The 19,408-nt window shown below is 61.6% G+C and carries 17 protein-coding genes, 1 tRNA gene and 1 pseudogene; 9 read left to right on the forward strand and 10 right to left on the reverse strand.

Annotated elements, in window-relative coordinates; genetic code table 11:
* Positions 1-85: 85 nt before the first annotated feature.
* Both NKJ00_RS24595 and NKJ00_RS24600 read left to right on the forward strand, forming a co-directional pair.
* Entirely contained in the window at positions 86-832 is a 747-nt protein-coding gene (locus tag NKJ00_RS24595) for a 3-oxoacyl-ACP reductase family protein (RefSeq protein WP_352631581.1), read from the forward strand.
* A gap of 209 nt (positions 833-1,041) precedes the next feature.
* The gene (locus NKJ00_RS24600; protein ID WP_352631583.1) at positions 1,042-2,931 is read left to right on the forward strand and encodes a L,D-transpeptidase family protein; all 1,890 of its coding nucleotides are present in this window, start codon (positions 1,042-1,044) and stop codon (positions 2,929-2,931) included.
* Positions 2,932-3,508: 577 nt separating this feature from the next.
* Here NKJ00_RS24600 and NKJ00_RS24605 read toward each other — a convergent pair.
* The 4 genes from NKJ00_RS24605 to NKJ00_RS24625 all read right to left on the reverse strand — a co-directional run bounded on the left by NKJ00_RS24605 (position 3,509) and on the right by NKJ00_RS24625 (position 6,170).
* A complete protein-coding gene (locus tag NKJ00_RS24605) occupies positions 3,509-3,991 on the reverse strand; it encodes a hypothetical protein (RefSeq protein WP_352631585.1) in 483 nt (160 codons plus the stop codon).
* Positions 3,992-4,211: 220 nt separating this feature from the next.
* Positions 4,212-4,469, reverse strand: coding sequence for a PepSY domain-containing protein (locus tag NKJ00_RS24610; RefSeq protein WP_024503292.1), 258 nt, complete (start codon positions 4,467-4,469; stop codon positions 4,212-4,214).
* Between the two features lie 802 nt (positions 4,470-5,271).
* Entirely contained in the window at positions 5,272-5,880 is a 609-nt protein-coding gene (locus NKJ00_RS24620; RefSeq protein WP_352631587.1) for an addiction module antidote protein, read from the reverse strand.
* Entirely contained in the window at positions 5,877-6,170 is a 294-nt protein-coding gene (locus NKJ00_RS24625; RefSeq protein ID WP_352442436.1) for a type II toxin-antitoxin system RelE/ParE family toxin, read from the reverse strand. Before NKJ00_RS24625 ends, NKJ00_RS24620 begins: the two co-directional genes overlap by 4 nt.
* A 350-nt stretch (positions 6,171-6,520) precedes the next feature.
* On the opposite strand from NKJ00_RS24625, the gene NKJ00_RS24630 reads away from it, so the two are divergent.
* On the forward strand, positions 6,521-6,874 hold the full coding sequence (locus NKJ00_RS24630) for a hypothetical protein (RefSeq protein ID WP_352631589.1): 354 nt from the start codon (positions 6,521-6,523) through the stop codon (positions 6,872-6,874).
* A gap of 49 nt (positions 6,875-6,923) precedes the next feature.
* Here the strand turns inward: NKJ00_RS24630 and NKJ00_RS24635 are convergent.
* Both NKJ00_RS24635 and NKJ00_RS24640 read right to left on the reverse strand, forming a co-directional pair.
* A tRNA-Val gene (locus NKJ00_RS24635) sits at positions 6,924-6,998 on the reverse strand.
* Positions 6,999-7,364: 366 nt separating this feature from the next.
* Positions 7,365-8,045: a phosphoglycolate phosphatase gene (locus NKJ00_RS24640; protein WP_352631591.1), complete on the reverse strand. Its 681-nt coding sequence runs from the start codon at positions 8,043-8,045 to the stop codon at positions 7,365-7,367.
* 320 nt (positions 8,046-8,365) lie between these two features.
* Between NKJ00_RS24640 and rpiA the strand changes: the two genes are divergently transcribed.
* The 3 genes from rpiA (at position 8,366) to gor (ending at position 11,195) form a co-directional block, all read left to right on the forward strand.
* Positions 8,366-9,097, forward strand: a complete 732-nt coding sequence (gene rpiA / locus NKJ00_RS24645) for a ribose-5-phosphate isomerase RpiA (protein WP_352631593.1) — start codon at positions 8,366-8,368, stop codon at positions 9,095-9,097.
* Positions 9,084-9,686, forward strand: coding sequence for a DUF2059 domain-containing protein (locus NKJ00_RS24650; RefSeq protein ID WP_352631595.1), 603 nt, complete (start codon positions 9,084-9,086; stop codon positions 9,684-9,686). Before rpiA ends, NKJ00_RS24650 begins: the two co-directional genes overlap by 14 nt.
* A gap of 117 nt (positions 9,687-9,803) precedes the next feature.
* Entirely contained in the window at positions 9,804-11,195 is a 1,392-nt protein-coding gene (gene gor / locus NKJ00_RS24655; RefSeq protein WP_352631596.1) for a glutathione-disulfide reductase, read from the forward strand.
* 66 nt (positions 11,196-11,261) lie between these two features.
* On the opposite strand, the gene mgtE is transcribed toward gor, so the two are convergent.
* Both mgtE and NKJ00_RS24665 read right to left on the reverse strand, forming a co-directional pair.
* Positions 11,262-12,626, reverse strand: coding sequence for a magnesium transporter (gene mgtE, locus NKJ00_RS24660; RefSeq protein ID WP_352631598.1), 1,365 nt, complete (start codon positions 12,624-12,626; stop codon positions 11,262-11,264).
* Between the two features lie 272 nt (positions 12,627-12,898).
* Positions 12,899-14,797 (reverse strand): ABC transporter ATP-binding protein/permease, encoded by a 1,899-nt coding sequence (locus NKJ00_RS24665; protein WP_164780439.1) that lies wholly within the window; start codon positions 14,795-14,797, stop codon positions 12,899-12,901.
* 598 nt (positions 14,798-15,395) lie between these two features.
* Between NKJ00_RS24665 and NKJ00_RS24670 the strand changes: the two genes are divergently transcribed.
* Together NKJ00_RS24670 and NKJ00_RS24675 are read left to right on the forward strand one after the other, a co-directional pair.
* The gene (locus NKJ00_RS24670) at positions 15,396-15,833 is read left to right on the forward strand and encodes a hypothetical protein (protein ID WP_352552196.1); all 438 of its coding nucleotides are present in this window, start codon (positions 15,396-15,398) and stop codon (positions 15,831-15,833) included.
* Positions 15,785-15,892, forward strand: a pseudogene (locus tag NKJ00_RS24675) (hypothetical protein); the annotation flags it as partial. The gene NKJ00_RS24670 and the pseudogene NKJ00_RS24675, both read left to right, overlap by 49 nt.
* Here the strand turns inward: NKJ00_RS24675 and NKJ00_RS24680 are convergent.
* Together NKJ00_RS24680 and NKJ00_RS24685 are read right to left on the reverse strand one after the other, a co-directional pair.
* Complete coding sequence (locus tag NKJ00_RS24680; RefSeq protein WP_352631601.1) at positions 15,871-16,551, reverse strand: DsbA family oxidoreductase; 681 nt, start codon at positions 16,549-16,551, stop codon at positions 15,871-15,873. The pseudogene NKJ00_RS24675 and the gene NKJ00_RS24680 sit on opposite strands and share 22 nt — an antisense overlap.
* An 18-nt stretch (positions 16,552-16,569) precedes the next feature.
* Positions 16,570-18,390 (reverse strand): extracellular solute-binding protein, encoded by a 1,821-nt coding sequence (locus NKJ00_RS24685; protein ID WP_352631603.1) that lies wholly within the window; start codon positions 18,388-18,390, stop codon positions 16,570-16,572.
* Positions 18,391-18,650: 260 nt separating this feature from the next.
* On the opposite strand from NKJ00_RS24685, the gene NKJ00_RS24690 reads away from it, so the two are divergent.
* Positions 18,651-19,280: an invasion associated locus B family protein gene (locus NKJ00_RS24690; RefSeq protein WP_027036590.1), complete on the forward strand. Its 630-nt coding sequence runs from the start codon at positions 18,651-18,653 to the stop codon at positions 19,278-19,280.
* Positions 19,281-19,408: the final 128 nt, after the last annotated feature.

Below are 19,408 nucleotides of genomic sequence, written 5' to 3' on the forward strand. Positions count from 1 at the left end.
TGTGTTGATCGATACATAATTAAGTTGAGCCGGTGGGCAAGGCTGACAGATATTTATGTATCGATCGTTACAAAAGGAGAAATCGATGTCATTCAACCAACTGGGCGGCAAGCCCGCGCTCGTCACCGGCGGCAGTCGCGGCATCGGTGCGGCGATTGCGCGACGGCTCGCGGCCGACGGCGCCAGTGTCGCGCTGACTTATGTGCATGGCGAGGAGCAGGCTCGCTCGGTTGTCGCCGAAATCGAGGCCAAGGGCGGCCGCGCCATCGCGATCAGGGCCGACAACCGCGATGCGGTCGCCATAGACAAGGCCGTCGACGACGCAGTGACCGCCTTCGGCCGGCTCGACATCGTGGTCAACAGCGCCGGCATCTGGCGGGCCGCCCCCATCGACACGCTGTCGCTCGCAGATTTCGACGAGACCATGGAGGTCAATCTCCGGGCTCCATTCATCGCCTCGAAGGCGGCGGCCGTGCATATGGGTGAGGGCGGCAGGATCATCTCGATTGGCAGCAACCTTGCCGAGAGGGCGACCGACGGCAGCCTCACGGCCTATTCAGCCAGCAAGGCGGCGCTGGTCGGCCTGACCAAGGCGCTGGCGCGCGACCTCGGCCCGCGCGGCATCACCGCCAACGTCGTCCACCCCGGTTCGACCGACACCGACATGAACCCGGCCGACGGCCCGCACGCCGAGCATCAGCGCCGGAAGATGGCAACACCGCGTTTCGGCAAGGCCGATGACATTGCCGGTATGGTCGCCTGGCTTGCAGGCCCTGAAGGCCGCTTCGTCACCGGCGCTTCCCTGACCATCGATGGCGGCGCCAACGCCTGATCCCGAGAGATTTCCGGCTGGGGCGGAACAACCCTCCGCTCCAGCCGTCACGATCTTGTGAAACCGTTCTGCAACAGGCTTTCCAAAATTTATGAAAGCTTAACGAAATCGGTATGAATCAGTATAGTCGCGCCTTACATCCGCCATGCGGTGAGCGGGACGATCTAGCGTGCGGAACGGGAACCGGTTGCGGCCGGAGCGGGTGATTCATGAAATTCCTCGGAAACAAAGCAACCGTGATGCCGCTGATGGCGATCACGGCAACGCTGGCTTTCGGTGTACCCCAGGCAGGCGCGCAGGGGCTCTTCGACATGCTTTTCGGCGGCGGCGTCAAGCATGCGCCGAAAGGCGAGTTTCCGCCCCCGCCGCCGAAGAACAAGCCAAAGCCGAAAGTGTCCGGTGGTGGCGGCGGCAATGTGAAGATCAGCAGCCCATCCTACTACACCTACAAGGCCGACCGGCTGGTTCGCGTCGACTTCTCGGCATTGGCCGCGACGCCGCAGCCGGCGACACCGCAGGACGCCGCCTTCGTGCCGTCGGCAACGGGCGCTGCGTTCCGTGATGCGGTTGCCAGCTTGGGTGACTACGAACTCTTAGCCGAGCCCGACATCGCCAAGGCGCTGATCGCGTATTACTCGGCCAATCCGGATTTCATCTGGATAAGCGGAACCAGCCTCAACAGCCGCGCGCAGGATGCGGTGCGGGTGCTTGGCGAGGCTTCAAGCTATGGCCTCACGCCCGCCGACTATACGGTCGAAGTGCCCGCTGCCGGCGCATCGTCGGCCGATGCCAATGCGCAACTGAAAGAGCTCGTCCGTTTCGAGATGGCGCTTTCCGCGCGTGTGCTGCGCTATGCCCACGACGCCCAGAACGGCCGCGTCGATCCCAACCGCATGACCGGCTACTATGATTTCCCGGCCAAGCCGCTCGACTTGCAAGGCGTGCTGAGGACGCTGGCGCATACCCAGCAAGTGCGCACCTATCTCGAATCGCGGCATCCGCAGAATGCGGAATACCAGGCACTGCGCGTCGAGCTGGAATCGCTGCAGGCCAGTGCGGAAAACGAAATCGTCGTCGACCCCAAACTGTTGCTGAAGCCGGGCGAAACCAGCCCCGAACTGCCGAAGCTGCTGACCCTGATCGCGCGCAATATCGATGACGAGATGGGCGGCGCCTATGGCGAGATCCTGTCCAGGCTGGCCACCAGCGAGGTCTACGTTCCGGAACTGGTCCCGATCATCAAAGCCGTGCAGCAGAAGGCAGGCATGAAGGGCGACGGCGTCATCGGCCCGCGCACCGTCGCGACGCTGGCCGGAACATCCAAGGCCGACAAGCTGCTGAAGGTGGAAGTGGCGCTGGAGGAATTGCGCTGGCTGCCCTCCGATCTCGGCAGCCCGCGCGTCTTCATCAACCAGCCGGCCTTTACCGCAAGCTACATCGACAATGGCGAGGAAAAGCTCAAGACGCGTGTCGTCGTTGGCCGGACCACCAACCAGACCTCCTTCTTCTACGACCAGATCAAGCAGGTCGATTTCCATCCCTATTGGGGCGTGCCGCAGTCGATCATCGTCAACGAGATGCTGCCGAGATTGCGCAACGATCCGGGCTATCTCGACCGGGCCGGCTACGAGGTGACGGATTCGCGCGGCAAGCGCATTCCTTCGTCGGCGGTCAATTGGGGCGCCTATGGCTCCAACATCCCCTACAGCGTTCGCCAGCAGCCGAGCGAGGCCAACGCGCTGGGCGAGTTGAAGATCCTGTTCCCCAACAAGCACGCGATCTACATGCACGACACCCCGCAGAAATCATTCTTCCAGCGGGATATGCGCGCGCTCAGCCATGGCTGCGTGCGGCTGCAGGACCCGCGCGGCATGGCAGCGGCGGTGCTTGGCACCTCCGTGGACTATATCGCCGAGAAGCTGAAGCACGGCCATGCGACCGAGAATGTGACGCGCACGATCCCGGTCTATGTCGCCTATTTCACCGCCTGGCCTGATCTGTCCGGCAAGGTCGAATATTTCGGCGACGTCTACGACCGCGATTCGCGCCTCAAGCAGGCTCTGGACGCTACGGAGGCGGTTCGCTCGCCTTCGAGTTGAACTTCTATGCGGTTTTCTCGAGAGAACCGTTCACACGTGCTGAGATTGCACTAGGACGTAGACTCATGGGCAACGGCGGATCGATCACGCGCAATCCTTCCTTCAGCCTGTTCACAATAGATGGTGGCAGCTTTGGCGTGCTCGCGCTAAGTCGGGGCCCGCTCGATGCCGGCACGCTCTAACCAAGGGTTGCTCTGATATGAAGGAATGGCTTGCCAATTTTCCCCATAGCACATTTGCCGCTAGTTATTTCGCATTTCTTGTAATTATGTTTCTAGTATGTATCGCGGGGGTTGCATCCCTGATATATAAGGATAGATACAGAATTTTTATTCGGAGAGATAACAATTATATTAGCTACGTGTTTTTGCATAGAAAGCGAGAAATGGTGGCGCTTCTATTAATTTGGTCCGCGTCAATTATTTCATTCTTACTATTGTTCATATTGTTGGCAATATCAAAAAAATATCGATAGCGAAGCGCCTAGCGGAATGTCGCTCAATTCCTAACATTCGCAACGAAAGCTATCCGACCGGTATCCACCTATCCCGGTCATTCCGCATTTATGAGTTACGGCCTAGCGCTCCAGCAGCGGTCTCCGGAAGCCGGCGTCGCGCCCGGCGATCAGCCAATAGAGCAACCCGGCGACAAGGCCGGCAGCGGCAATGATGCCGATGTCGACCCAACGCTCCGGGTCCATATCCTCCGGTGCGCTCGGCCAGATCAGGGCGAAGCCGCCGACCGCGGCGCCGGCGCCGAAAACCATGTGCAGCAGGACATTGCGCAACGAGAAGAACTCGGCGATCAACGCGAAGATCAGCGTCTGCAGCGCGGTCACCACGATCGTCAGGAAATAGACGAACATGCCGAGCGGCGGCACCAGCAGCACCGCAATCGGCGAAACGCCCATGACGTCGAAATAGTTGGGCGCGTTGGGCAAGGAACTGAGCACGCCATAGATCACCGCGATGGCGATCAGGCCGACCAGCGCCGACACGAAGTAGCCGGCCAACATCATCAATATGCGCTTCATCACGTGCTTCGCCGTCGCCATGCCCATCCCCCAATGCGGCGCCCAGAGCTATTCCAGGAAAAGTGTGAAACGGTTTTCCGCCCGGAATCGCGTCAAAACAGACAGTTAGAGCGGTTCGCCGTTTCTGTGAAACGGTGAAGTGCTCTGGCGCACAGTCAGCCATCAAAGTGAGACTGACGCAAGGGGAGGCGCCCGCACCGGGAATGGTCGCTGACACGGCCGGGAACGAAATGTCTGCGAGCGAACCCTATTTCGGCTCCGCCGTCACAGGATCATAGGTGATTTCAACCTTCGCCTTGTCTGCCGTGTAATAGGTGACGGTGTAGGCACCGCTGTCCCAGTCGACCTCGTCCACATAGCGAAAGCCGTCGCGCTGCTCGACCTTGGCGATGATCTCGGACAGCTTCTTGGCATTGGGTGGCGGCAGCGGCTTGTCGTCCGCGGCCAAGGCCGGCGCGCCGGCGAGAAGAACGGCGACGCTGGTCGCCAGCAGAAATCTGGACATGGCTTTCCCTCAAGTTTCGTCGGACAGAAACTCGCTGGCGTGCCGGTTTGTTCCGCGGCTGGAATGCGTGCCGATTCAGTCCGCCGGTTTGCAGCTGCCCGAATAATGGGCCGCCGCCCGCTTGACTTACGCAGCGCGTCGTTGAGCGGGGTGGAGACCTGAACGGGTTCGACGAGGGTCGACGGCGGTCACGATGCTGTGGTGGTGATCGCAATAGACGCGATCCGCCGAAGTTGGCCCAGCACAGAAACGATAACCGCCGGGCACTGACCGGTCTTCGCTCACCGGGAAGCGGCACTGATAGACGCCTAGCTGAATGAGGGGGACGTCTTTCGAAATCGGTCTGATATTTTCAGGCATGGTTTTTCAGGTTCCTGGTTCATAGCCATTGCCGGCCGATGGCCGCAAAGCGACCGTGTCAAGGCGAGCTTCTCTCGTTTTGGAGGGCTGTGGATCACCATATGGTGTTGGTCGCAGCGTCAATGAAGCCCGAAACCCTGCATTTCGGAAGTCAATCATTGCGACTTAAGGCCACACCAGCTGCTGGGGTGCGGTTGACAGCGCGAAGGCGCTCGGCGGGCGATGTTGTCGTCCCACTGATCGCTCCGCCCCGGGTTAATCGGCAGGCGGGGTGAGGGGTGGCTTGTGGGCCCCCAACGCGCTGCGCTTTCGGCTTTCAGAGCCCTCCAGCGCGATGGCTGCGCCGAGCGCGGCAGAGATAGTCCATTTCATTTCTGTAGTGCCTTTTGGGATTTCGTCAATCTGGTTGCGGCTCCAGCACCCACCATTTTGCGCCACATGTTCAGGCCTTGCGCTTAGCGATTGGTCGGCTGCCGCTTCTGGCCGCGCCGAGCTTCGTCGCCGCTTTGGCGGCAGCTTTCGGAGCTTTCGACTTCGTCGCTGCTTTGGCGGCTGGAGCCTTTGCAATGGCAGGCTTCGCAGCGCGGGCAGTGAGAACAGAGGCGGCCACAGGCCTTGCCGGGTTAGGAAAAGCACGCGGCATTGCTTTGGCGGCAGCATGTTTTTTTGCGGCGGCAACCGCCACGTCCCGCTTGTGGTAAACCTTGGAACGTACAGAAGCGGAGCCCGCAGTCGACCAGCGTGATCCGGTCTCCGATGCAGGCGGCGCGACGGCCTCGATGCTCAAGCGCAGACCCATCGCGTGAACCACCTTGATAACAGTCGCAAATTCGGGACGGCCCTTGCTGTCGAGTGCCCGGTAGAGGCTTTCGCGGGATAGCCCGGCAGCCTTGGCGATCTGCGTCATACCGCGCGCACGGGCGATCTCGCCGAGTGCCGCCGCCATCAGCGCGGGATCGCCATCGGCGAAAATCTCGTCGAGGAAATGCGCGATGGTTTGCTCGTTATCGAGGTTCTTGCTGACATCCCAAGCTGTCGTTTCAACTGTCATTCAAAATACTCCTGCGCGAGTTTCTTCGCCCTTGCGATATCGCGCCTTTGACTGCCCTTGTCGCCACCGCACAGCAACAGCACCACAGCATCGCCGTGGCAGGCGAAATAGATGCGATAGCCCGGCCCGTGGTCGACGCGCATTTCACTAACGCTCTCACCCACTGGCTTCGCATCGCCAAAATGGCCGGTATGCTGAACACGAAAAATGCGGGCGTCGATGCGACCGCGCGCGGCATTTGGCAAGTCACCATACCATTTGGCATAGACCTTGGTCTGGCGGATTTCCATTCATTGCCCTGTCGCCTATAGGCCACAATATAGGCACGCTAGAAAACGCGCAAGGACTACCTGCAAGTGCCTTGCTTAGCCGCAGCCACTGCGCCGGCACCGCAGACGGCGGGTGAAGTCCGGCGGGTGCCCCGGGTTCGGTTGGCCCTCGGGGGCTGTCATGTGGGAGCCCGCATCTGTGCGCGACCGTCGGTTTTCAGAGCCCTCAACCGGCCAGCCCTAGGAGGGCGAGTTGCGGGAGCGAATACATTTTGTCAGCAGACAGTGTGGTCGCGTCCCAGAGCATCTCTTCGAACCGTTGCGCCGGTGCTATGGTGTGCCTGCATGATCAGACAGCAGGGATATGAGGCATGCCCAAAATCACCCGCCGTACACTTCTTGCGTTCACCGCCGTGTCCTCGGTCATTGAACCGACGTTTGCTGAAGGGGAAGGTGCCTCACCCGGATTGCGGGCGCTGATCGGAGCCCATGAAGCCACCTATGTCGGGCTTCACAGGGTTGTTCATCAAGCGGGCAATAGCAGCCACGAACGCAAGAGGGCAGACCGGATTGAACAGGAAGCACTGCTGGCCATCTGCTCCTATCCTGCGATCAGCCGAGGCGATCGCCGGGCCAAGGCCGATTACCTGTTGACCGCTGAGGCTCGGGGTGAACTCGACCTGGAAGAGCACATGCAGGCCATCCTGCACTCGATGAAGCGCTGATCGCGGCTGGTGCATCTCCACCAGACATCGCCGACTGCCGTAAGGATTTTGGTGGGCGATGCAGGGATTGAACCTGCGACCCCACCCGTGTGAAGGGTGTGCTCTCCCGCTGAGCTAATCGCCCGCTCGTTGCCCAAAGGCCAAGCGAGCCGCGATATAAGGGAGGCGGGTGCGGGAAGTCAAGGCGGTGTTCGGCGTTCGGCTAAGGATCGGATTTGCTGCCCTTTCCGCGTTGTCGCCGAGGGGGGGGCAGGCCGCTTCCCAACGCTATCGAGTATAGATTCTTGCGAAGAGGACCCCCACCCTAACCCTCCCCACAAGGGGGAGGTAAGCTGCCGCGCTCTCGCCTTTTGCGTCGAGAACGTTGGAAATTTGCTGATATCAGCGCCGACGGAATCTCCTCCCCCTTTGTGGGGAGGGGTTAGGGGTGGAGGTATTCGTAGGACGCAAGCCTTTGCCCATATGCGATTGCCTGCGCCACTCCCCGTCACTACCCGGCGGCGGCAATCAGCTTCTGCGCCAGACCGAGCGTCAGGGCGTCGAAATGCGAGATCACCGCCGAGGGCTCGAATTCGCTGACATGCCGGTCGGTGTAGCCGAAATCGACCGCCACCACCGGGATGCCAGCGGCTTTCGCCGTGTCGATGTCGGTTTGCGAATCGCCGACCATCAGCGCGCAGTGCGGGTCGCCACCGGCCAGCTTGATGGTCTCGATCAGATGGCGCGGGTCGGGCTTGCGGAAGGCGAACGTGTCCTGGCCGGCGATGGCGGCGAAATGTTTGGTCAGGCCGAGCGCCTCGATCAGCGCCAGCGAGTTGGCTTCGTATTTGTTGGTGCAGATGGCGAGGATATAGCCGGCCTCCTCGAAGCGCGCGATCGCCTCGACGACACCGGGGTAGGGGCGCGACTTGCCGGGGATGTTGAGCGTGTAGTGATCGAGGAAAAGTTTCAGCAGCCGGTCGTGCTCCTCGACGGCAAGCGATCGCTGATGGGCGGCGTGCGCCCGCTCGATCATCACCCGGCCGCCGTGACCGACAAAACGCCTGAAGCCGGCTTCGTCGACCGCCGCGATCTCGCTGGCGGCAAGGCTGTGGTTCAGGCTGTCAAGCAGGTCCGGCGCTGTGTCGATCAGCGTACCGTCGAGGTCGAACACGATGATCGGTCGGGTCATGGTCTGTCCTGGGCAGGTGTGCAATGGGCAGGCGATAGCGGCTGTGGCGCGTCAAGGCAAGCGCGGGGCCAGTTCGTTCAGGCAGGGCCTGCCCATCAGGCCGGGCGTTCGCGGCGGGCCGTCCTATATGAAAAACCCGCCTCGACGGCGGGTTGTTGGCGCAAATCAGCACCATGGACAAAAATGTAGCATAGCTGCCCTCACCGGTCAAGGAAATAATTCCTATACAGGCATGACCTGGAGAAGCGCCGTCCAGGGCTTTGACCGGACCTGCAAAAATGCTACGAGCCCGGCAGCGAGTTTCCGGGGCAATTACCGACATGGATGCAAGGCAATTGAAGGTCGAAGCCGCGCGCGCTGCACTTGTCCATGTGAGTGACGGCATGCGGCTCGGCATCGGCACCGGCACCACGGCCGAAGAGTTCGTGCGGCTGCTTGCCGAAAAGGTCGCCACCGGCATGACCATCATCGGCGTGCCGACTTCGGAGCGCACCGCGTTGCTCTGCCGCGAGCTTGGCGTGCCGCTGTCGACGCTGGAGGAAACGCCAGAGCTCGATCTCACCGTCGACGGCGCCGACGAAGTCGACCCGGAACTGACCTTGGTCAAGGGCGGCGGCGGCGCGCTGCTGCGCGAGAAGATCGTCGCCGCGGCGTCCCAGCGCATGATCGTCATCGCCGACCGCTCCAAGATGGTCGAGACGCTCGGCCGTTTTCCGCTGCCGATCGAGGTCAATCCGTTCGGCCTGCGCGCCACTGAAATCGCGGTTGCCGCAGCAGCTGAAAAGCTCGGTCTTTCCGGACCGGTCACATTGAGGATGACGGGAGGGCAGGCTTTTGTTACAGACGGCGGCCATTTTATCCTCGATGCATCTTTTGGCCGCATTCCGGATACAAGAGCGCTTTCGAATGCTCTCCATGCCATTCCGGGCGTGGTCGAGCATGGTCTTTTCATCGGGCTGGCTTCAGCGGCCATCATCGCCGGCGGCGACGGTATCCAAACCGTCCATGCCGCCCGAAAACCAGGGAGTTCTACCGATCATGACGTTGCATAACCGGGTTCGCAGCCTTTCCGTCCTTCTGGCGGCCTCGGCCGTTTTCGCCTTCTCTTCGCCGGCGTTTTCGCAGGATGTCACGGAATCGCACCTGAAGGCCGCCCGCGCGGCGGTCTCTGCGATCCACGCGACCGACCCTTTCGACAACATCCTGCCGCAGGCAGCCGCGGCGCTCGAATCGCAGCTGATCCAGAAGAACCCGGATATGCAGGAACTGATCGGCAAGACGATCAGCGAGAAGGCGCTGGCGCTGGCCTCGCGCCGCGCCGACCTCGAGAAGGAAGCAGCACTCGCCTACGCGAAAGTGTTCTCCGAAAAGGAACTGGCCGACATCGCCGCCTTCTACAATTCCGATTCGGGCAAGAAGCTGCTCGATAGCGGCCCGACGGTGACCCGCGAACTGGTCAAGGCAGCCGACATCTGGCAGAACGGCCTCGGCCGCGATCTCGCCCAGCAGGTCGGCGAAACGCTGGCCGCAGCCGCCAAGGCAAAGGCGCAGGCAGCACCTGCCGCGCCCGCCGACGGAGCCGCCGCTCCGGCCGATGGCGCAGCGCCCGCCGATGGCGCGGCCCCCGCGGACAACAACTGATCCCGCATTTCAAATGGCCTTGCGGCCTCCCGCGAAAGCCCGGCCTGTCCGGGCTTTTCTTTTGATGGTTTGCGGCCTACCTGTCTGACACATTTCTGAAGCCTGGAGAGCCGCGTCATGGCTGGTTACGACTACGATCTTTTCGTCATCGGCGGCGGTTCGGGCGGGGTCAGGGCGGCGCGTGTCGCCGCGGCTCTCGGCAAGCGTGTCGGCATCGCCGAGGAATACCGCTTCGGCGGCACCTGCGTCATCCGCGGCTGCGTGCCGAAAAAGCTCTATGTCTATGCCTCGCAATTTCCCGAGCACTTTGCCGACGCCGCCGGCTATGGCTGGACGGTGCCGGAAGCCAGTTTCGACTGGCAGACGCTGGTCGCCAACAAGGATCGCGAGATCAGCCGGCTGGAGGCGATCTACGTCAGGAACGTCGAGGGCGCCGGCGGCGAGACCTTCCACTCGCGCGCCATGATCGTCGATCCGCATATCGTGCATCTCCTGGGTGAGGATCGCACCGTCACAGCAGACCAGATCCTGATTGCCACGGGCGGCCGCCCGGCGCCGCATCCGGCGCTGCCCGGCCATGAACATTGCATCTTTTCCAACGAGGCTTTCGACCTCAAGGAATTGCCCAAGGCGATCATGATCGAGGGCGGCGGTTACATCGCTGTCGAGTTCGCCAACATTTTTCACGGTCTCGGCGTCGACACCACGCTGGTCTATCGCGGCAAGGAGATCCTCAGCCGGTTCGACATGGACCTGCGGCGCATGCTGCACGAAACGATGGAAAAGAAGGGGATAAGAATCCTCTGCCATTCCGTGTCCGAATGGATCCGCAAGCGGCCGGACGGCCGGCTCGACGCGCTCGTCAGCGGCGGCGAGGTGCTGACCGTCGACCAGGTGATGCTGGCCATCGGCCGCATTCCCAATACCGAGAATATGGGCCTGGAAGGCATCGGACTGGAGATGACCAAGACCGGCGCGATCGCCGTCGACCAATATTCCCGTACCAACATCGACAGCATCTGGGCGATCGGCGACGTCACCAACCGCGTGCAGCTGACGCCGGTGGCGATCCACGAGGCGATGTGTTTTATCGAAACCGCCTTCAAGGGAAATCCAACCGCGCCCGATCACGAGACGATCGCGAGCGCCGTCTTTTCACAGCCGGAGATCGGCACTGTCGGCGTGTCGGAGGACGACGCCGTCAAACGCTTCCCCGACATCGAGATCTACCGCGCGACATTCCGGCCGATGCGGCACACCCTGTCCGGGCGGGATGAGAAGATGCTGATAAAGCTGGTGGTCGACGGCGCGTCGAAGAAAGTGCTTGGCGCCCACATATTGGGGCCGGACGCCGGCGAGATGGCGCAGCTTCTCGGCATCCCGCTGAAGGCAGGCCTGACCAAGGACGATTTCGACCGCACGATGGCCGTGCATCCGACAGCGGCGGAAGAACTGGTCACCATGTACAAGCCGACCTATCGCGTGAAGGACGGCGCGCGGGTGGATTGACGGCAAAGCCGGACTGCGGGACTCCGCCGCAGCAAGGTATTTGCCACGGCGGAGATAAGGAAGCGGCTACAGCAGCGTGCCGCGCAGGATCACCAGCGCCACCGAGAAGTAGATCACCAGCCCGGTGACATCGACCAGCGTGGCGACGAACGGCGCCGATGCGCTGGCAGGATCGAAGCCGATGCGTTTCAAGGCGAACGGCAGCATCGAGCCCGACAGCGAACCGAAGGTGACGATGCCGACCAGGGCCGCGCCGACCGTCGTGGCGATCAGCGGCCAGTGCGGGCCATAATCGTAGAAGCCCATATATTGCCACAGCGCAATGCGGCAGACGCCGACCACGCCGAGCATGGCGCCCAGCACGAGACCGGTGGGCAGCTCGCGCAGCGCCACCCGCCACCAGTCGCCAAGACCGATCTCGCGCAGCGCCAGCGCGCGGATGACCAGCGAGGTCGCCTGCGAGCCGGAATTGCCGCCCGAGCTCATGATCAGCGGGATGAACAGCGTCAGCACGATCGCCTTCTCCAGCTCGCCCTCATAGCTCTGCATCGCGTTGGCCGTCAGCATCTCCGAGATGAACAGCGCGCACAGCCAGCCGCCACGTTTCTTGATCATGGCGAGGAAGCTCATCTTCATGTACGGCTCGTCCAGCGCCTCCATGCCGCCGAAACGGTGCACATCCTCGGTCGTCTCCGCGATCATCGTGTCGATGATGTCGTCGATGGTGACGATGCCGAGGATCTTGCCGTGGTCGACGACCGGAACGGCGAGCAGATCGTATTTGGAGATCGTCTGCGCCAGGGTTTCGCGATCGGTCAGCGGTCCGACCGTCACCGGAAGATGATCCGGCGCCACCGTCATGATCGAATCGCCGGGCTCACCGGTGATCAGCCGGCGCAGGCCCGTCGAGCGCACAAGCAGGTGCGTTTGCGGATCGACGATATAGATCGCATACACGGTCTCGCGCGTCCGCTCCACCTTGCAGATGTAGTCTAGCGTTTGCCCGACGGTCCAGTCCGAGGGCACGCTGACGAACTCCGTCGTCATGATCGATGCGGCGCTGCCTTCGGGATAGCCGAGGATGGAGAGTAGGGTTGCGCGCAGCGGCGGCGCGAGCCCGCCAAGCAGCTCGGATCGGGCCGGCTCTTCCAGCTCGCGCAGGATGTCGGCGGCGCGGTCGACCGACATGGCGGTGAGCAGCTTGCCCGCCTTGGCGCGCGGCAGCGCCTCCATGAGTTCGGACGCGCCGTCGAGTTCCGGCTGATCGAAGATCTCGACCAGACGTTCGAACGTCACTTCACAGAGCAGTTCCGTCGCGGTCTCTCGAGGCTCGCTGTTCAGGGCCTCGACAATGTCGGCGACGTGATCGTTGGCTAGGATACGGGCAATCGCGACGGCCTCGTCGCTGGCTACGGCGGTAAATTCGTTCATGGCTCACTCCTTGCCGTCGGCAGGACATGAACCATGTGAGGTCACGTCAGGGCGGACGGCTGTTGCGTTCGACTGTGACTGTCGCCAGGCATGGCGCGGTGACCTTTCCGCTTGCGGGTTCGCTTTTTTACTATCTGCAAGCGGGCGCAACATAGGAGCGCGCCTTGCCGTGTCAATCGCGGTGAGGAGGGAAAATGCCGACGAGCGGCCGAGATCGCGAGACTGTGATTGCCGGCCGCCGTTCGACTAGGCAGACCGGGGTGGATTAACCGTTATTTCTGCTTCAGCCGGCGCGAGAAGCGCAGCCATTTGTCTTCGACCGGCCTTGGGACCGGCCTTGGCTGCACCAGAATGGTGGTGAGTTCGGCGGGCAGGGTCGGAACCAGCGGCTTCTTGGTGGCGACGCCGTCGGCGATCGCGACGATGCTGTGATAGAATTCGCTGCCCGTCATCGATCTCGGCGCCACCGCCTCGTGCATGACGCTGATCACCGTGACATCGGGGCAGTTGTCCTTGATGGCCTGGTGGAAGGCTACCTTGCCGTCGGGGTCGAGCGCGCCGGTCGCCTCGTCGAGGAACAGCAGCCCCGGCTGCTGCAGCACGATGCGGGCCACCACCAGCTTCTGTTTCTGGCCGCCCGACAGCACCTGGTCCCAGCTTTTGCCTTCGCGGCTTTCGTCGGCCATGTGCTCGATAAAGTCGCCGAGCCCCGCCTTGTGCAGCGCCGACGCGACCTGCGCGTCGCCATGGTCGCGCTCGGAGCCCGGAAGGCAGACCAGTTGCTTCAGCGTCACCTGCTGCAGCTTGACCTCCTGGGCGGCATAGAAACTCTTGACGCCCTCGGGGAAGACAATGGTGCCGCGGCCATAGGGCCACAGGCCGTTGATCGCCTTGATCAGCGAAGTCTTGCCGCAGCCGGACTCGCCTTTCAGGAAAGTCCATTCGCCGCGCCGGAAGCGCAGATTGGCGGCGCTGAGGAAGGGCGTCGCATCCTCGCCTTGATGCGCCAGTTCGAGCTTCTGGATGGTCAGGCCAAAAACCGGGTTCTGGCTGGTGTAGTGGAAATCGGAGCGGCCGGTCTGGCTGTAGAATTCCTGCGGATGCTGGACATTCTCGATCGCCTGCGCCAATTCGATGACGCGCTGGCTGTTGGCGCGCAACGTTGCGATGTTCGGCATGACGTGGATGAACCAGGAGCATTGACTGATCAGCGAATTGACCAGCTCGGAGCCGGTTATGTAGCCCTTGAGATCGAAACCGTTGTGGATGAACGGCACCAGGCCAGGTCCATAGGCGACAATGCGGGCGCCAATGAAATTGTAGATCAGCTCGAACGAATTGTAGCCTGTGTTGACGATATTCAGCCGGGCCCAAGTGCGGTCGATGTCGACATAAAGTCGATTGTGCATCGTCTTCTGCACATCCTCGCCTTGCGAGGCCGCGACATGGAAGCTGCGACGCAGGAAAGTGGTCAACTCGCCGCGATAGCTGCCTTCGGATTGCTGCATCCTGACGTTGAGCCGTTCCAGCAGACGACCCAGTTTGACCGCGATCCAAGTGTTCAGCGGCACGTAGGTGGCGACCGCCAGGAAAGCCAAAACCGCGCTGCCGTAGCTGCCGAGAAATTCCAGCCCTTTCACTTCCGCCGAGTTTTCAAGCAATTTCTGGCCGACGAAATAAAGCGATGTGGCAACACCCAGGACGCCCATGGCGAGGCCGATGGCTCCGCCGGTCATGTCCTTGATCGATTCCTGGACGCGCTGATCGATGTTGTCGGGAGCGGCATTGCCGGACGAACCATGCTGGGCGTGGAAATGCGTATGATTGGTGTCGAGCAGCGCTTCGTTGAAGCGGCTGTCCAGCCAGCCGCGCCATTTGCGGTGCAATGTCGCTGACACGAGGCTGCGGATGCCGGTGAAGCCGGCGTCCTTGAGCACGACCAGCAGCACCAGGACGCCGGCATTGACCAGCAGCGAGCGAAGCGGCGTGGTGTTGGCGGCGTCATGGAAGAAGGCGATCGAGTTGACCAGTTCGCCGGAGGCTTCGGCGAACCAAACACCGGCCTTGCTGGACAGCGCCGTGAGCAGTGCGATCACCAGCGTCAGCGTCCAGGCTTCCTTCCAGCGGTCGGAAACCCAGTAGGCCCGCATCAGGCCCCAGAAGCTGCGCATCGACGACACCGGCGTCAGAAGCGATCGCCCTGCGGCATCGCGAGGTGTTTTTTCCGGTACTGACTCTTGCGATGGTCTACCGACCCGAATCACGATCCCGCCCAAACCTTTTTTCTTTTGTTACGGATGGTAACACCAATTGATCATTTTCCATTAATTTAAAACCGGGCGGACCGGATTGCCCCGGCAGCCGTTGCCGTGAGGCAACAGATTACATGCTGAAATATAGCGACAACGATAGGCAAAAATCACGATATCGCTTTTGATTTCAAATGTTTGAGTTGGAGAAACGCAACGTTGGAGCGGCTTCCCTTAGGGAAGTGTTTCACACGGTTTTGTGAACTCAAAATCGTCCGGACCGAGCGCTTTTCTCAAAGCGGGTTGACCCGAACACCCGAGAATTGCCGTTCGCGATCTCGCCGGGTTTGCCGTTGTCGTCCTTGCCGGAGGCAGGACGTGACCGGAGAATCGGCCGAGCGGCGCTTCCTTGTCGGATCGGCTGAGGAACTGCGTTTGACAATTCATCCGCTTGGGATTGAACCTTGCCTGGCATCGTCGACACTCATGCATGTTCGGTTCTCCAACAAGGAAGCTCCCAATGCTTGCACGCGCGGCCGCAATCCTGTCCCTCTTCGCCTGGCTGCCCCTCGTACCTTTGGCGCATGCCGGCGAGCAGAGCATCCCGGCCAGCGCCGAAGGCCAGATCGAGTTCAACACGCCGTCCGGCAACATCGGCTGCATCTACACGCCCAAAGGCGGCACCGGCACCTATGAACCAAGGGATGGTGGCCCGGAGCTGAGCTGCTCGCGCGTCGAGCCAAGCTACGTCACGATTATCCTGGGTCCGAAGGGGCCAGCCACGCTGATCAAGAACCCAGGCGAGCAGGGCTGCTGCAGCGATGTCGACAAGCTTGGCTACGGCAACAGCTGGAGCGCCGGGCCGTTTTCGTGCCAGTCGTCAACCAAGGGACTGTCCTGCATGGCGACGAACGGCCATGGATTTTTCATCAGCAAAGCCAAGGCGACGGTGAAGTAACGTTTCCTGCTGTCGCGGACAGGAGAGGGCGGTCGGCTCAGCCGGCTTTTTCCAGTTCGCCGCGCGCCTTGGCGGCCGCCACCTGGCGAATGGCATCGGCCAGCGTATCGGCATCCTGTGCGCCCATGACCGCGTATTTGTCCTCGAGCAGGAAGCACGGTACACCAGAAATGCCCATGCGCGACGCGGTGGCGATCTCGGTGCGCACCGCCTCGACATCGGCCTCGGTCGGCAAAAGCGTGGCGACCACGGACGCATCCATGCCGGCCTCGCGCGCCGCCTCGACCAGCACGGCATGATCGCCGATGTTGGCGCCTTCCTCGAAATTCAACTGGAATAGCCGGCGCACAAGCCTGTTCTGAATGGCTTCGCCGGCGGCACCTGCCCAGCGGATCAGCCGGTGCGCATCCAGCGTGTTCGGCGCCACCTTGATGGCGTCGAAGGCGAACGAGATGCCTTCGATTTCGCCCAGCGGCTCGATGCGGACGTGAATCTCGCGGATGCGCTCATCACTGCCGAATTTTGCCAGCATGTATTCGCGGCGGTCCTTGCCTTCGGGCGGAATGGTTGGATCGAGCTGGAACGGCCGCCAGCGGACATGTACGTCGACATCGCTGACGGCGGCGATTGCCCTGTCGAGCCGCTTCTGGCCGATGAAGCACCAGGGGCAGACGACATCGGATACCACATCGACGGTGATGGCGTTCAATTCGCTCATCTCGATCTCCCTGATCCCTCAGTTGGGCTTGCGCCACCATGTTGGCAGTTGATACCCGAATATGGGTGTCTTTTGCGGATGTTCCAGGTAGTTCCAGTAGGCGATCCATTGCTGCGTGTTGTACTGCATCGGCACCATGTAGTTGCCGGAGATCAGCAGCCGGTCGAGAACGCGAACTGCGGCAACATAATCCTCCTTGGAACGGGCGCGCAGCATCGCCTCGATTGCCGCGTCCACAGCCGGATCGGCGACGCCGGCGAGATTGAACGAGCCTTCCGTCCTGGCCGCGGCCGAACTCCAGCGTCCGCTCTGCTCGATGCCGGGTGACAACGAGTTGTTGAAGCCGCTCGATCCGACCAGGACCTCGAAATCGAAGCGCTGCTTGCGCGACTGGATCTGATCGCCGTCGAGGCTGCGAATGGTGAGGTCGATGCCGATCTTCTCCAGCGTGCGCTGGTAGATGCCGGCAAGGCGCTCCTCGTCCTGCGACGCGGTCAGGATTTCGAAGCTGAAGGGTTTGCCTTCGGGATCGAGCATCGTTCCATTCTGCACGTGGTAGCCGACACTTTTCAAAAGATCGAAAGCTGCCTTCAAGACGCGGCGGTCCTGACCGGATCCGTCGGTCACCGGCGGCCGCCATGTACCGTCCATGACATCGGCCGGCACGCGGCCGGGGTAGGGCGCCAGAAGCGCTTTCTCCTTGTCCTCCGCTGGATGGCCGAGCGCGGAAAGCTCGGAGTTTTGCCAATAGCTCATTGTCCGCGCGTACTTGCCGCCGAACAGGTTCTTGTTGGCCCATTCGAAGTCATAAAGCATGCCGAGCGCGCGCCGCACGACCGGGTTGGCGAATTTCGGCAACCGCGTGTTGAACAGGAAACCAGTCACCACGGGCGGAATGCCGGTGTCGAAGGTCTGCGCGACCACATCGCCCTTGTGGAAGGCCGGAAAATCGAGATCGCGCTCGCGCTTCACCGGATCGCTGTCGTCGTCGATGGCGCAAAGGCCTTTCTTGAACGCTTCGAGCTTGGCGTTGGCGTTGAGGAAATACTCAATGGTGATCCGGTCGTAATTGTCGAAACCGCGCTTGGCCGGGACGTCCTTGCCCCAGTAGTCCGGGTTGCGCTTGAACACGATGCGCTGGCCGGGCTGCACCTGCGCGATCGTATAGGGGCCGCTGCCGATCACCGGCTTGAGCGTCGTCCTGTCGAAAGTCTCCTTGTCGAAGGCGTGCTTCGGGATGATCGGGGTCAGCGCGATGATCAGCGGGAATTCGCGATCGGCCTTGTCGTTGAAGGTGAAACGCACGCTGTGGTCGCCGGTCTTTTCGAGCTTGGCGACCCTGGCCATGCGGTCGCTGTAGGGCGGTCGGCCTTTCTCGGTGTAGACGTCATAGCTGAACAGCACGTCCTCCGGCGTCACCGGCTGGCCGTCCGACCATTTGGCCTTTGGATTGAGATGGAATTCGATGCTCTTGCGCTCCGGGTCCATGTCGGCGCTGTCGGCCAACAAACCGTAGAGCGTGAAAGCCTCGTCGGCATTGCGCTGCATCAACGGCTCGAAGACCAGATTGCCGAAGATCGTATCCATCATGCCGCGCGCCGTCGTGCGCAGGCTCTTGAGGATAAAAGGGTTGAGGTTGTCGAAGCTGCCGACGACGCAATAGGTGATGTTGCCACCTTTGGGCGCATCGGGATTGACGTAGTCGAAATGCGTGTAGTCGGGCGGCAGCGCCGGCTCGCCCTGCATGGCGATAGCGTGCTTCGGTTCCGATGCGGCCGGCTGATGCGAAAGTGCGAGAAACGACATCGCGGTGATCAGCCAAACAACAACGCGGCCCATGACCGTCTCCTTACTGGGCGGCTTGATGATTCGGAGTGCACCCTAGCATGGCGCCACCGCGCTCCGGCCAGATACATCAGGCCAAATCGCACGACGCAAATTGCACGGCCAAGAATCGCAGGCGCCGGGCTGGATTCGGCATCGCTTGCAGTGTAACACGCCCTCCGAAGTCATTCTGTTGCCTCATTTCGGCAACAGGTAGCTGGACCACACGGCACGAAGAAGCCGGTCCCGGGATCATTTGAGAGGAAGTGCACGACATGACGAGCCTGAACAGCAACGCGTACCGCCTGTCGGTCATGGCCGCTGGCGTGATCGGCTTTCTGGGCGCAGGACTCCCCGCCGCTTCCGCACAGCAGCAACAGCAGATTCCGCAAGGCTGGTTCAAGGCCTGCACCAAGCAGGAAGACGTCGACATCTGCAACGTCCAGAACATCACCACCGCCGGCAACGGCCAGCTGGTCACCGGCGTCAGCCTGATCGAGCTCAAGGGCAAGGTGAACCGCAAGGTGTTCCAGGTGACGGTTCCGACCGGCCGTCTGGTGCCTCCCGGCATCGGCCTGCAGATCGACACCGGCAAGGCGCAGAAGCTCGATTATGTGATCTGCTTCCCGGATCGTTGCGTGGCCGAAGTGCCGCTGACCGATCAGCTCGTCGCGGCATTCAAGAAAGGCCAGGCGATCACGCTGACTTCCGTCAATTTCCAGAACCAGCCCAATCCGATCAAGATCGCCCTGCAGGGCTTCAGCGGCGCCTATGACGGCCCGGCGCTGCAGCAGTCGGACATCGAGGACCGGCAGAAGAAGCTGCAGGACTTCGTCGCCAAGAACAACCAGGATTTCGCCAAGAAGCTCAAGGAAGAGCAGGACAAGGCGAAGACCGCCAACTGATCGGCCGATATCGTCCGGCCAGCAAAAAAGCGGGGTCATGCCCTAATGCAGTTCACTTAAGTTGGGCTGGATGAGGATCTGGTAAGACCTATCGAACAGGATGGAGATTCGTTTCCATCCTGTTCGTG

Source organism: Mesorhizobium sp. M0227 (assembly GCF_040321855.1).
Classification (GTDB): Bacteria; Pseudomonadota; Alphaproteobacteria; order Rhizobiales; family Rhizobiaceae; genus Mesorhizobium.